Source organism: Serratia sp. S4 (assembly GCF_000347995.1).
GTDB classification, from domain to species: Bacteria; Pseudomonadota; Gammaproteobacteria; order Enterobacterales; family Enterobacteriaceae; genus Serratia; species Serratia quinivorans.
Window position 1 is genome coordinate 1,032,845 of record NZ_KB661120.1, and the last position, 13,513, is coordinate 1,046,357.

Annotated in this window: 13 protein-coding genes; 5 read left to right on the forward strand and 8 right to left on the reverse strand. The window is 54.5% G+C overall.

Translation table 11 applies throughout. From position 1 onward, the window contains the following. Positions 1–42: 42 nt before the first annotated feature. Both SERS4_RS27390 and SERS4_RS0105440 read right to left on the reverse strand, forming a co-directional pair. On the reverse strand, positions 43–177 hold the full coding sequence (locus SERS4_RS27390; protein ID WP_256378003.1) for a hypothetical protein: 135 nt from the start codon (positions 175–177) through the stop codon (positions 43–45). Between the two features lie 147 nt (positions 178–324). Continuing rightward, positions 325–573, reverse strand: coding sequence for a hypothetical protein (locus tag SERS4_RS0105440; RefSeq protein WP_017891751.1), 249 nt, complete (start codon positions 571–573; stop codon positions 325–327). 221 nt (positions 574–794) lie between these two features. On the opposite strand from SERS4_RS0105440, the gene SERS4_RS0105445 reads away from it, so the two are divergent. From SERS4_RS0105445 to feaR, 3 genes are all read left to right on the forward strand, one after another. Further along, on the forward strand, positions 795–1,436 hold the full coding sequence (locus SERS4_RS0105445; RefSeq protein ID WP_017891752.1) for a protein disulfide oxidoreductase DsbA: 642 nt from the start codon (positions 795–797) through the stop codon (positions 1,434–1,436). 160 nt (positions 1,437–1,596) lie between these two features. Then, positions 1,597–3,444 carry a hypothetical protein gene (locus SERS4_RS0105450; RefSeq protein ID WP_017891753.1) on the forward strand — a complete coding sequence of 616 codons (1,848 nt, stop codon included), beginning with the start codon at positions 1,597–1,599 and terminating at the stop codon, positions 3,442–3,444. Between the two features lie 180 nt (positions 3,445–3,624). After that, positions 3,625–4,533 carry a transcriptional regulator FeaR gene (gene feaR / locus SERS4_RS0105455; protein WP_017891754.1) on the forward strand — a complete coding sequence of 303 codons (909 nt, stop codon included), beginning with the start codon at positions 3,625–3,627 and terminating at the stop codon, positions 4,531–4,533. 36 nt (positions 4,534–4,569) lie between these two features. Here feaR and SERS4_RS0105460 read toward each other — a convergent pair whose 3' ends face one another. From SERS4_RS0105460 to tehB, 3 genes are all read right to left on the reverse strand, one after another. Then, positions 4,570–6,069 (reverse strand): aldehyde dehydrogenase family protein, encoded by a 1,500-nt coding sequence (locus tag SERS4_RS0105460; RefSeq protein WP_017891755.1) that lies wholly within the window; start codon positions 6,067–6,069, stop codon positions 4,570–4,572. A gap of 144 nt (positions 6,070–6,213) precedes the next feature. Then, positions 6,214–6,852 (reverse strand): leucine efflux protein LeuE, encoded by a 639-nt coding sequence (gene leuE, locus SERS4_RS0105465; RefSeq protein WP_017891756.1) that lies wholly within the window; start codon positions 6,850–6,852, stop codon positions 6,214–6,216. Between the two features lie 153 nt (positions 6,853–7,005). Beyond that, on the reverse strand, positions 7,006–7,866 hold the full coding sequence (gene tehB / locus SERS4_RS0105470; protein WP_017891757.1) for an SAM-dependent methyltransferase TehB: 861 nt from the start codon (positions 7,864–7,866) through the stop codon (positions 7,006–7,008). 206 nt (positions 7,867–8,072) lie between these two features. Here tehB and SERS4_RS0105475 point away from each other — a divergent pair, with 206 nt between their 5' ends. Beyond that, complete coding sequence (locus SERS4_RS0105475; protein ID WP_017891758.1) at positions 8,073–9,176, forward strand: DUF1615 domain-containing protein; 1,104 nt, start codon at positions 8,073–8,075, stop codon at positions 9,174–9,176. Here the strand turns inward: SERS4_RS0105475 and SERS4_RS0105480 are convergent. After that, a complete protein-coding gene (locus SERS4_RS0105480; protein ID WP_017891759.1) occupies positions 9,173–9,781 on the reverse strand; it encodes a glutathione S-transferase in 609 nt (202 codons plus the stop codon). The two genes, SERS4_RS0105475 and SERS4_RS0105480, sit on opposite strands and share 4 nt — an antisense overlap. A 15-nt stretch (positions 9,782–9,796) precedes the next feature. Continuing rightward, a complete protein-coding gene (locus tag SERS4_RS0105485) occupies positions 9,797–10,651 on the reverse strand; it encodes an alpha/beta fold hydrolase (protein WP_017891760.1) in 855 nt (284 codons plus the stop codon). Between the two features lie 70 nt (positions 10,652–10,721). Here SERS4_RS0105485 and SERS4_RS0105490 point away from each other — a divergent pair, with 70 nt between their 5' ends. Further along, positions 10,722–11,630 carry a LysR family transcriptional regulator gene (locus SERS4_RS0105490; protein WP_017891761.1) on the forward strand — a complete coding sequence of 303 codons (909 nt, stop codon included), beginning with the start codon at positions 10,722–10,724 and terminating at the stop codon, positions 11,628–11,630. A 16-nt stretch (positions 11,631–11,646) separates the two neighbouring features. Here the strand turns inward: SERS4_RS0105490 and SERS4_RS0105495 are convergent, their stop codons facing one another. After that, positions 11,647–13,323 carry an alpha-keto acid decarboxylase family protein gene (locus SERS4_RS0105495; protein WP_017891762.1) on the reverse strand — a complete coding sequence of 559 codons (1,677 nt, stop codon included), beginning with the start codon at positions 13,321–13,323 and terminating at the stop codon, positions 11,647–11,649. Between the last annotated feature and the right edge of the window lie 190 nt (positions 13,324–13,513).

The window sequence follows — 13,513 nt, forward strand, 5'->3', positions numbered from 1 at the left end:
TCAGTGGTGTTTTCGGTCAGCCCCAGACAAGGGGCTGACTCCTTAACGTGGGCCGTTAAAATGATAGCCAGGGCCACCGCGCCCACCGCCGCCACCACCGCCTGGAGGCGGGAATATACAGCCGGAAAGCATTGCGCTAATCGCCAGCGTGCTGATGAACATCATAATACGATGCATAATATAACCTTTAATCTCTAAATTAAGATGGCTAGTATCATCTTCCGCCGTTGGTATTAGCAATATGGAAAGAGTAGGCAAACCGAAAAGGTTCTGTAAGTAAGAATATTCTAATCTGGGTGTGACCTATTACGGTAGTAGGAGGGGTTAATATCCCGCCCTGAGCATTTCATCTCGCAATAAATCGATTATCGCCGGCTCTATGTCAGGGAATTGCCGCGTAATATCGTTTATGGCTTCCTCGACGGAAGGCGCGACAAAGGTACCGGAGAAGGGCAGCAGAGGAAGGCTGGCATCGCTGTCCGGGAATTCACCGCTGATGGTGCCGGTGATCATGCCCGCTCTCTTTTCCGCAGTGAAATCGTATTCGCCAATATTCTTATTAATGGGTGTCATTTTAACCTCGGTATACAATTTCCTGATGCAGCTACGCACCGGTCAACGCCTTCTTTTAAGCATAGTGCCTGGGTCGGAGAACACCACTGACCCTCTGGATCAGACCTTTGATATGAGTCAATTCCACATAAACATAAGGTAATAAAACCTGGCCTTGAACCGATAATTTGATTATAAACACCGGCGTTAGGGACAATGTTCTCATCTGAATTGGAGTAGTTATGTTGGCTAAAGTTAATCGTCTGCTTGCCGGTGCGTTACTGGTGTTATTGCTGCCTGCCGTTGCTGCGGCGGCGGATTACCGCGCGGGCGAGCAATATACTCGTCTGGATAAGCCGGTGGCGTCGGCCCCTGCGGTAGTGGAGTTTTTCTCTTTCTATTGCGGCCCGTGCTATCAGTTTGCCGAGACTTACCATGTGGGCAGCACCGTCAGCCAGGCATTGCCTGCGGGCACCAAACTGACCAAATACCACGTTGGCCTGATGGGCAAACTGGGGAATGAGCTGACCGAGGCCTGGTCGGTGGCGATGGTGATGGGCATTGAGGACAAAATCGAAGGCATGCTGTTCGACGAGCTGCAAAAGAAGCGTGCCATCAACAGTGAACAGGATATTCAGCGGGTGTTTGCCGCTGCCGGTGTTGATGCGGCCACCTATGAAAATGCGCGTCACAGCCTGCTGGTGAAGGGCATGATCGCCAAACAGAATGAAGCGGTCAAAGCGCTGGACGTGCGCGCCACTCCATCGTTTTATGTTTCCGGCAAGTACAAGATCGACAATGCCGGAATGGCGAGCCAAAGCGTTGACGGCTATGCCAAAGAGTACGCCGCCGTAGTCCACTATCTGCTGACCACCCAGCCTTAATTTCTGAGGGTGCAGGGGCTTCCCCTGTGCCTTATTCTTCGATTGTTGTGCCAGCTACCAGTGGACGCGCTACGCTAACCCCACCTTGTTGTCGTCGATATAGTTGTGACTCCTTCGCAGGCGTTAAATGACCTCTGCCACTGACATCCTGGAGCCCTCTATGCCATTACCTTCATCGAGCACCATTTACTATGTTGCCACTCTGCATGACGTCGCGTTAAACACCAGTAATACCGAAGAGATTGTTGTAACGGACAGCTATACCGGCGGTCGGTTTATCAAGCAAGTCACTAGCCCGACGGTAGATCGTTGGGATGTCGACGGCGTAATGCTTATTAAAGACGCCAATAACGTTATATGGGAGCGAGTTTTTGAAGACTGCGTCGATCCTGAGTGGTGGGGAGCCCGACCATTTTACCGTAATAAATCCGGTAACTTTGTAAACGATGGTTATGACAGTGCCCCGGCATTTAGCAGCATGCTGGCCTGGTTGGTTGGTACTGTGGGTACAGCGCCGGGTGGCACCTATATCAACTGGACTCCTAAACCGGCAGGCGTGCGCTTTAAAGGTAATCGTCAATATGGTTTCGGCTCTACCGTTATTTGGAACACTCGTATTAATTTGTACGCTAACGGTGGCGCTATTTTTGCCAACGAAGGTTTTAACCAGGATGTGAACAATCCGAAAGCCCTGTTGCAGTTGTACAACGGAAAAAATCGGCCGACCATTGAATGCACGCTAGAAAAACTGGAAATGTATTCATGCAGTCCAAACCGTATCGACAGCAGCACCATTAACCTGGGTGTGACAGGGATGCTGTTTGAAGGTGAAGGTGTCGCGGGGGATTTCCGTTTTTGTCGATGTGTTGTTCGCGAGGCAAAATTCTACCATTTCCATACGGCTCCAGCGGTCAGATACGGCGCGCGCGCCTATTTGATCCGTTTCTATGACTGTTATTTCTCGCAAAACTCAGGTGGGGATGTTTATTACCCGGCAGGTATCGCCGACGCCGGGGAGAACTTCAGCTATACCAACTGCACTTTTGGCAATGGAGGCGTTCTGAATCTGGAAGGTGGTGCGCATAACTTTGTCAACTGCTCTGTCGATTATCAAAAGTTCGGTTTTATGATTAAGAATGCCCGGGTATGTATGCTCGGTGGTCATATGGAAATTAACAGTAATATCACCGACAGCCGTGTGGTGATTACCGGTACCGGCAGTTTTAGCGCTGTTGGCACCAAGTTTTACGGTACTACCAATGTCCCTATCACTGCACCTTCCTACTTCGATGCCCAACAATACCACAGCAAAGTGATCCTGCAGGACTGCGAGTTTGAGAACACTTTTGGGCACAGCAGCTTGTTATCCGGGGAGGGGCAGTTAAGAACTCAGGGATGCTTTATGGTTAACCAAAATCAATGCCCCGTGTTACAGCCCTTAACCTCGAAAAACAATAAAATGCTGAAGTTGCAAACGGCAGAGCAAGTGACCTCTTATTTGGCCACTTTATACGGTTATGCATTTACCGCCGCAAGTTATCTGGTACAAACCGTTTATCCGCCTGCCGGTTCTGCTTTTAGCGGTAAGGTCATTGAGATCAGAAAAACGGCCGATACTGCCGGTAGCCAACGAATTGCCATCCCGATGGCGATGGAGTCTGGCAAGGTACCTTATTGCCGAGTGCAGGTAATGGGATCGGTAGACTTCACTACTACCGCCGGTTATGCATTTTCCGGGGAGGGGATCCGCAGTGTGACCGCACCGGTCGGCTATTATTTCTCTAACGTTAAGGATACCTGGAACTTCGGTACGGTCAATGTGACCACCGCGCCAACTACGGCAATCAACATGTTCGGTAACGCCAGCGATTTCAATGTAGGCAGCGGGCAAGCGCCGCGTAATATTGCTGATGGTAGCCAGCAATGGCTGTTGTTCTATATCGATCTGACTAACTTGCCGACCGGTGCATCATTATATATCGGTAATATCAACTTTAACGTTTTATGATCCAGCTTGTCTGGCAAACCCGGCTACGGCCGGGTTTTTCGTATCGGGTGGCGCAAGACGCAATCTGTGATCTCGGCGCCAGATCCCGGCTCCGGCATTGCTTGTATGTTATCGGGTTGTTATGTTGATTTTCTGTTCAACGCCGACAGCGTTTGTCGCTGATGTGTGAAGGGGTAAAGCATGGCAATTTCCGCGCAGGTCAGGGAGGCCGGTTTCGAGGAGTGGTTGGCGAAAATCAACTCCGCCTGCGGCCGCTTTTGCGCCAGGACATTGGGGCCTGGCTTTAGCGGGGCTATGCAGGAATTCCGTGCCCACGCGCTGCGCCTGAGCGTGGTGGATGCCGCTCAAACCCGGTTGTATCGTACCCAACAGGAGATTGCCCGTAGCGACGGTTCGCACTTTTTCACGGTATTTCAGCTACGTGGCAGCTCATTGATGGAGCAGGGCGATCGGCAGGCGGTGTTGTCCGCCGGTGACGTCACGCTAATCGACGCTTCGCGCACCAGCAGCTTTACCTTTCAACAAGACTCCCGCCAAATTTCATTGCTGATGCCGCGCAGCTATCTTGAGCAGTCTGCGTCCGATGTACAGTGCGTGCGGCGGCTGGATGCACAAAGCAGCGTGGTGCGCCTTAGCCGGCAACTGGTGCTGGGATGCATGCAAGACACACAGATGAGCGCTCCAGAGAGTGAGGCGATATTGAACGCGGTTGCGACGCTGTTGCGTCCGGCGCTGGTCGATCGCGTGGTGGGGGAAGACAGCCCTCCACGCAGCTTCAGCCGTACGCTGGCGTTTATCGATACGCATATTCAGTCGCCGCAGTTACGGCCGGAGTGGATCGCCGATGAGCTTGGCGTTTCGGTGCGCAGTCTGTATCGGATGTTTGCTCGTCAGGGGCTGGTGGTGGCGCAATATATCAAGCACCGCCGCCTGGACTTGTGCGCACAGGCGTTACGCAGCGCGCCGGAGCGACAGAAACTGGCCACTATCGGTTATGACTGGGGTTTTGCCGATCACAGCCACTTTTCCACCGCCTTCAAAAGCCGTTTTGGCGTTTCGCCGAGCGAATATCGCAAGCAGTATCAATAGCGCCTTCTGCGGCGCTATTGATGATGAAGGCGCTCTTTAGTAACGAATGCACACCGATTTGGATTCGGTATAGGCATCCAGCCAGTCCGGGCCGAAGTCGCGGCCGCTACCCGATTGTTTAAAGCCGCCAAAAGGCATGTTGGCGTCGATCAACGTATGGGTGTTGACCCAGACCGTACCGGCCTGAATGCGTGGCGTATAAGCCATTGCTGCCTGCAGGCTGGTGGTCCACAGGCTGGCGGTCAGGCCGTAATCGGTGTCGTTGGCTTTGCTCAGCGCTTCTTCGACGTCCGCCACCCGGATCAGATTCACCACCGGGCCAAACACTTCTTCGCGTGCCAGATTCAACTGATCATCCGGGTTAATTACCAGCGTCGGCGGAATATAGAACCCTTGCGAGTCCGGCCCGGCTGCGCCGCTGATCAGTTCCGCATGCTTGGATCTGGCGTCGTCCAGATAGGCCGCCACTTTATTCCGGTGATCGCTGGAGACCAGTGGGTTGATCTGCGCATTGGCATCCATGCCCGGCCCGACGGTCAGTGACTTCACCGCCTGCTCGAACCCGGCAACCAGGCTGTCGTAGATCGGTGCTTCAATATAAATCCGTGAGCTGGCGGCGCACACCTGGCCCTGATTGAGGAAACTGCCCGCCATCAGGCCTTCGATAACCTGTTGTTGATCGGCGTCTTTCAGCACGATGGCCGGGTTTTTACCGCCCAGCTCCAGCGTGACGCGGGTCAGGCGATCTGCCGCCGCCCGCGCGATGCCTTTACCCACCGGTGTGGAGCCGGTGAAGCTCACTTTGGCGATCAACGGGTGTTCGGTCAGTGCCTTGCCACAGCCGGTGCCTTTGCCGGTTACCACGTTAAATACGCCCGGCGGAATACCGGCCTCGGTAGCCAGTTCGGCCATGCGCAGCAGGGTGAGCGGGGTGGTTTCAGACGGTTTGATGACGATAGAGCAGCCCGCCGCCAACGCCGGCATCACCTTCCACATGCCGATCATTAGCGGGAAGTTCCACGGCACGATACCGGCCACCACGCCAATCGGCTCTTTACGGGTGTACACCTGATATTTGGCGCCCGGCGGCATCGGGATTGACACGTCCAGGGTTTGGCCGGTGATTTTGGTGGTCAGCCCGGCGGTGTAGCGCATCCAGTTCAGCGTGCAGCCGACCTCGAACATGCGGGCAATATTGATAGACTTACCCTGTTCCAGCGTTTCCAACTGGGCCAGCTCTTCGGTGTGTTGTTCAAGCAGGTCGGCATAGCGCAGTAGAATGCGCTCGCGCTCGGCGGGTAAACGTTGTGCCCAGACTCCGGAGGTGAAAGCCTGGTGGGCAGACTGTACGGCACGCGCGACGTCCTGTGCGTTGGCGTCGGCGGTGGAGGAAATTTGTCTTCCGTCAGCGGGGTTAAATACCGCCAACCGATGTTCGGCACTGGACTCGCACCATTGGCCGTCAATATACAGCCCATGATGACGATCGAGAAAACGCGAAACGCTGTCCATCACTGCTAGGGTGTTGTCAGGCATACGCCCTCCTGTCAGACAAAAAAGGTCGCTATCATTAACCTTAAAAGTCTACAGCAGGCCCAGCGGCAGGACTTTTGTCTGCCTGACAATCGGTTTGCTCTGCGTGACATAACGGCTGAATGAGTCAGCCGTTAATCGGCAGGATCAGGAGCTGAGGGTCGCCAGGCGGGTGGCGAAGCCGAGGAACAGCAGGCCAATCAGACCATTGCCCAGTTTTGCCAGGCCTTTCTTGTGGTTAAAGAAGTGCGCCAGCATCGCGCCGGAAAAGATCAGCGTGGTCATGTAGATAAAACTGACCGATTCGAGGATCAACGCCAGAATGGTGAACGACAGACCGGTATGGGCATAGTTGAAATCGATAAACTGTACGAAGAACGACACATAAAACAGGATCGCTTTCGGATTGGTCAGGCTGAGCGTCAGCGATTTGCGCAGAATGCTGTGGCTGCCTTCAATCTGTTGATGCTGCTCGGCATTTTTCTGGATAAAGGTGGCGTAGAGAATCTTGGCACCCAGGAACAGCAGGTAAATTGCGCCGAGAAAACGCACCAGGGTAAACAGAAACGGCGTGGTGCGGATCAGCGAGGCCACGCCAATGTAGGCGCAGAAAATCAGGATTGCATCACCGATAAACACGCCCAGTGCGGCGGTATAGCCGGCCCGCACACCGCGTGTTACGCCGGTTTTCAACACATACAACGTATTCGGGCCCGGCAGGATGATGATAAAAATCACCCCGGCCAGATAGGTCCAAAGATTCAGGACGCCAAAACTTTCTAACACAATAACCTCTCCATGCGCGGAACTGACAGCCAATAACACTGGCTACACCCGTAGCCGGGCGCGATCCTAACGCCGCGGGGGCGGGTTGGCAACGTAATAAACTTCATGTTGATTGCCGTATTTCGCCATCAGTTACGCGCAGGCAGACAGGGGTTATGGCTTACGTGCCAGCAGCGTGGCGAAACGCAGCGAAATGCGATTACCGGCGGCATCGGTTTTGTGCAGTTGGCCAACGTCCTCGTTGTACTTAAGCACTTCCCACCCGGCGTAATAGTCTTTCAACTCACCCGGTTTAAAAGTGAATGGGAAGGGCAGGCTGCAAGGGTAATCCGGGGTATCCATCGCCGCGACGATCAGGTTGTAACCGCCGTCGACGGTACTGTCCTGCATGTTTTTCACCAGCCGCGGGATCTGCGCCGGGTTGAGGAACATCAACACCACGGTGGAAAGGATAAAGTCGTATTCGCCGCTGAAAGTATAAGTATTGAGATCCTGCACGCTGGCGCGAATGTGCGACAAACCTTCGCTATCGATGATGCCGTTGAGGTTATCGATCGACGGGCCGTGTTTGTCCCAGGCGGTGACGTCGAAGCCTTTCAGGTTGAGATAAAGCGAGTTGCGCCCGCCGCCACAGCCCAAATCCAGCGTCTTGCCGGGTGCGATCTGCTGTACGGCCTCAATCACTTCGGAGTGGGTACGCGTCAGTTGGTATTTCTTGTGATAGTAATCTTCCGGCGAGCAATAGAAAGCCAGTTGGCAGGTCATATCATCGGAGAATGAAACGATGCGGTGCCATTGCTGTGGCTCGATAAACGGCGGTTGGCTCTCGGGGCTGAACTGCCAGGTTTCGGTGGTTTCGCCCTGTTCGTTCATCAGTGCGAAGGTTAATGTCCCGCTCAGTAGCCTGAGTTTGGCCCAGGTGCCGCTCTGGGTGTTGTGCTTTTGCTGGAAGCTCTCTGGCAGCGTGGTGCTGTTCCACTCCGGCAGGGTTTTATAACAAAGCAGTTGGTTCATCTATCACTCCTTGGGTTCTGCGTTGCCGCATTACGATTCTATATGTTGCATATAAAATACATGTTTAAGGTCGCTTTGAACATGCCTGAGATCATCAAAGTGCATTTTCCTGGTGGCCGTACGAGAGGATTGGCATATTTAAACTGGATCACGGTCCCAGCCTGGGCTAACGTCAGTGCAGTTTATGCTAAAAGATCAGGGAAAAGATGCTAATTCGCCATTTTATCAAGCCATTGAGCCTGGGTGCACTGTTGGTGCTGGCCGGTTGTAGCACCAAAACCACGACCACTACGCCGGTGCAACATCCGGCAGACGTCAAAGCCCAACTGGTGCGGTTAATGCCGGCCAACACCGCAGACCGACAGGGGTGGGCCACCGATATCACCGCCGCTTTTGCCGCGCAGGGTATTGAACCCAGCGACCAGAACCTGTGTTCGGTGCTGGCCGTCACCGAGCAGGAGTCGACCTTCCAGGCCAACCCGCCAGTGCCGGGGCTGCCAAAAATCGCCTGGAAAGAGATCGACCGCCGCGCTGACCAGTTGCATATTCCCAACTTCCTGGTGCATACCGCCCTGATGATCAAATCACCAAACGGCAAGAGCTACAGCGAGCGGCTCGATAAGGTGCGCACCGAAAAAGATCTGAGCGATATCTTTGATGACATGATTAATTCGGTGCCGATGGGGCAAAAACTGTTTGGCAGCCTCAATCCGGTGCATACCGCCGGGCCGATGCAGGTGAGTATTGCCTTCGCCGAAGCCCATGCCAAAGGCTATCCGTACCCGATTGACGGCACCATCCGCCGCGAAGTATTCAGTCGTCGTGGCGGCATGTATTTCGGTATCGCTCACCTGTTGGGCTATCCGGCCAACTACAGCCAACCGATTTACCGCTTTGCCGACTTCAATGCTGGTTGGTACGCCAGCCGCAACGCGGCCTTCCAGAGCGCAGTCAGCCGCACGTCGGGCATTCCGTTGGCGCTGGACGGCGATTTGATTAACTACGGTACCGATAAGCCGGGCACCACCGAGCTGGCGGTACGCACCCTCGGCAAGCGGTTGGACATGAGCGACTCGTCGATTCGTCGGGCGCTGGAGAAGGGCGATTTGCCTGAGTTTGCCGACACCGACCTGTATGAGCGAGTCTATGCCCTGGCGGAGAAATCCACCGGCAAGAAACTGCCACGGGAAATGCTGCCGGGCATTCAACTGGAAAGCCCGAAAATCACCCGCAAGTTGACCACCGCCTGGTTTGCCAAACGGGTGGATGAGCGGCGCCAACGTTGCATGACCCGCGCCTCGGCGGGTTAAACCTGTGGGGTGCTGATAAATGCAGGATGCCGCTCGGCCTGGGCGGCAAATGCCGCCAGCGTCGGATGATTATCGGCGCTAATCAATTCGGGCAACATGAGTTGAGTGAAGCTCCAGGCCACCGCCACGCTGACCTCAGCGCTGCCGATCACCGCGAGTGCAGTGCCGGCTCGCACCAACTGTTTTTCCAGTTCGGCATAGGCTGCCAGCAACTGGCCCTGAACGCGATCCAACCAGGGCTGATGCTGTTTCTCCTGCGGCCGTAACTGTTGTTCATAAACGATTTGCACCGTTTTTTCGCAGGCGGCCAGCGCCAGGCCATTGAGTTGCAGGGCATAGAGTCGCGCAGTACCCTCAGTCGGCAGCAGAGCCTTACCGCTGGGGGCGATGCCGGCGGCGTATTCCAGGATCAGTGAGGAGTCCATCAGGATTTGATCGTCGGCCAGTACCAGCGTCGGGGCTTTCACCACCGGGTTAATGGTTTTGAATTGCTCAAAACCGCTGAATACCGAAATTGCGCGGTGCTCAAACTCGATCTCCAATAATTTCAGACAAATAGCTACCCGGCGTACGTAGGGTGAATCCAGCATGCCAATCAGTTGCATCATGTTCTCCAGAGCCTATTCGCCCGATTTAAGTGAATGAATAAACGTCACCAGCCGTTGGGCTACCGTTTCCGGCGCGTCTTCCATTAAAAAATGGCCCGCCTGAGGGATCACCTGCAGCCTGGCACCGGGAATATCGCCCTGCAAACGATAGGCGTAACTGACCGGTTGCCACTCATCGTTCTCACCCCACAGGATTTGCACCGGCAGACGTAGCTCAGGCAGGCGCTGGGCGAAGTCTTCAGTATAGCGCGCGTCGTAATGGGCGATTTGATGTTGATAAAATGCCGGTTGACCGACCACGCCGACGATCGGTGCCAGATAGTGCTGTAATAGCTCTCCGGACATCCGCGATTTGTTGAACACCGCCATTTTCAGTTGGCGAGCCAGGGTTTGCTCATGCTGTGAGGCGTCCATGACGGCGTACTGATGATAATTATCGCGGATGCCGCGCCAGCTTGGCGAAGGCCAGGAATCATAACTGCAAATATCCGCGATGGTCAGCGAGCGAAAGCGCCGGGAGTGCCCAAACGCTGCGCGTAGCGACAATGCGCCGCCAATATCGTGACCAAACACGTGGGTGGACTCCAGTTGCCAATGGTCCAGCAGGTCGATCAGTACATCTGCCTGTGCAGCAATTGAAGTGTCAGCCGACAATGGGCGTTCTGATGCGCCGTAACCCAATAAATCGTAGATATGGACTCTAAAGCCTGCCGCCGTCAGGCTGGGCAGCAAATCCCGCCAGATGATTGAGTGGGCAGGGGTGCCGTGTACCAATACCAGGGGGTTGCCGGTGCCATGTATGCCGGTGGCAATACGATGGCCATTGACAATAACCTGCTGATTAAGCACCGATGTTAAGCCGTTCATGTTGATTATCCGGTTGCCGTGTTGTACACAAACCATACTCATCGTCTTCCTATGACGCCAATGACAAGTTATGGTGATTAAATCCAATTTTTGTCATGGCCTGCTTATGAATCAGCGTTTATCCATTGATGCATTGCGAGCGCTATTAAGCGTTATCGATACCGGTAGCATGACGCGTGCGGCGCAACAGCTAAATCTCAGCCAGTCGGCGGTAAGTTGGAAAATCAAACGGTTGGAGGAACAGTTGGGGCGCACGCTGGTCAATCGTCAAGGCATGACGTTGACTGCCACAGCGGATGGCGAGGCACTGTTGTCGCATGGACGGCAGATTCTGCAGGCTCACGATCGGGCACTGGCGCATTTTTCTCCTTCATTATTGCAGGGGAAGGTGCGTTTTGGTGCCACGGAACAGATGTCTTTACCTCAGTTGGCTGCCCTGCTGGCGGCATTCACTCACCAACATCCACAGGTGGATGTGCAACTGGTCATTGAGCAAAGCCAGGTGTTGCGTAATGCACTGGAGCATGGAGCGCTGGATCTGGTGCTACACCAACAGTTTTGCGATGCACTGAGCGCAGAAGATGTGGTGCTGGCAACGGAGCGTATTCACTGGTGTGTACCACCGGGTTGGCGCTATCAGCCTGGAGACAGGGTGAAACTGGTCAGTTACGGACCGGACTGTTTTTACCGCCGATTGGCTGAAGAGCGCCTGAGCGCCGCGGGTATTGCTTATAAGGTGTCGGTGGAGTGTCCGTCGGTAGCGGGGATGCTGGCGGCCATCTCTGCCGGAATGGGCATTGGTCTGCTCAATCAGCAGTCTGTCGATCAGCGAGTACAGATCGAGGCCAACTTTGAGCGCAGTCTGCCTTTGCCACCCGTAGCGCATGCGTTACGTCTGGGGGCCAGGCGGCACCACCCATTACTGCAAACCTTGCAGCAGCAGGTGGTGCAAGCTCTGGGTAAATCCGCCGTTACCTGAGCAACGGCTGATGGAGCTAAGCGCGGCGCGGGTTGGTCAGGCCGAAGTTAAAGTTATTGCAGCGGTTGCAGAACTCCTTCATCACCGGCGGTGTGTCCATCATCGGCACCTTAATTTCGATAAAGGTCAATTGATCCTGTCGTGAGGCGTGCTCCAGCGCCAACTCCAGCTGTTGGGTGGTTTCTACCGCCACGCAAAACGGTGTCGCCTGGGTGTTGAGCACGGCAGGCAGTTTGGCGTAGTCCCACGGCCCAATATCGTTGTACGACGAATTTTCGCCGAGAATGTAACGCTCGATGGTGTAACCGTCGTTATTAATCAGGAAGATAATCGGCTTCTGATCGTAACGCAGCAGGGTGGAAACTTCCTGCGCGGTAAGCTGGAACGAGCCATCGCCAATAAACAGCAGGTGTCGCCGTTCCGGTGCAGCCATCATGGTACCCAGCAGCGCCGGTAAGGTATAACCGATCGAGCCCCAAATCGGCTGATTGACCACCTGGACGCCGTCCGGCATCCGCATGCCGCCAATCGCCGCGCCCGAGGTGCCGTTTTCTACCACCAGCACGTCATCGGCCCGAATAAAGCGCTGCAGGCGCTGCCATAAATAAGCCTGATCGATTGGGGTTTCGCTCGGCGTCGGTAGCCGATGGCGCGCTTCGGGTAGCACGGCCGGCTGATGATCTGCCACGCCTTCACCCAATGCCAGCAGCGCCTGTAGCAGGTCTGTCGTCGCCACTGCCGGATAAGAAGTCTCTCCCAGCTTCACTGAAAACGGCTGAATATCGATTTGCGCGTCGGACGGGATGCGATGCGAGAAATAGCCGGTGGTGGAGTCCACCAACCGTACGCCGAAGCTCAGCACGCAGTCTGAGTGCGCCATGTGTTCATAGAGTTCGGGGCGTGACAGATTACCGCTGTAACCGCCGATCCAGCCCGGCGTGGTTTCAGGAATAATGCATTTGGCCGTCGGCATGTTGGTGAGCGGGATGGCGAATTTATGCGCCACGTCGATCACCAATTGTTGTAGCTGAAAGCGGTCCACCATTTGGTCGACCAGAATAATCGGTTTTTTTGCCAGTTTTAGCCGCGCAAGCAACGCCATTGCCGCCAGTTGAACATTATATTTGTCGCTGGCGGGTAATTGTGGTGGTACCACCGCCTGAGTGATTTCAATTTCTACATCACAAATATCAGAAGGTAATTGCAAATAAACCGGTTTCTTTTCCGTCCAGGCGCGGGAAATAACGCGGGGAATTTCCACAGCCGCATTTTCCGGCGTAATTAATGCCTGGGCGACGGTGAATTGTTTAAAACAGTTCATCACGTTATCAAAGTTACCGTCCGCCAGCGTGTGGTGCAGCAGCAGGTGATTTTTCATGGCATGCAGCGGCGGGGTACCGGACAGGCAGACCACCGGGGCCGATTCGGCGTAGGCACCGGCAATGCCGGACAGTGCGGCCAGGTCGCCGACGCCATAGGTAGTGATTAGCGCTCCGGCGCCTTTTAGCCGTGCATAGCCATCGGCTGCGTAGGAGGCATTGAGTTCATTACAGTTGCCAATGAACTCCAGCTTGTCATCCTGTTCAATCAGTTCCAGCAGCGCCAGATTATAGTCGCCGGGTACGCCATAAATACGATCGATGTTCAGGGTGCGGAGCTGTTGCAGGATAAAGGCTCCAATAGTGATTTTCATGTATTTCTCCGGATTTCTTATCTTTCTTTTATCAGGCAGAGAACGGCAAAGTTAATTGCCGGTGATGTTGTGTCGCGAACCATGAAATAACGCTGAACCCGTATGAGCAGGGCTTCGCTGGTTAGCTTTAACAATTATTTAAACTATCGGCTTGTTCAAGTTGCGGTGGTGGTGTCGGGAGCAGGTGGCT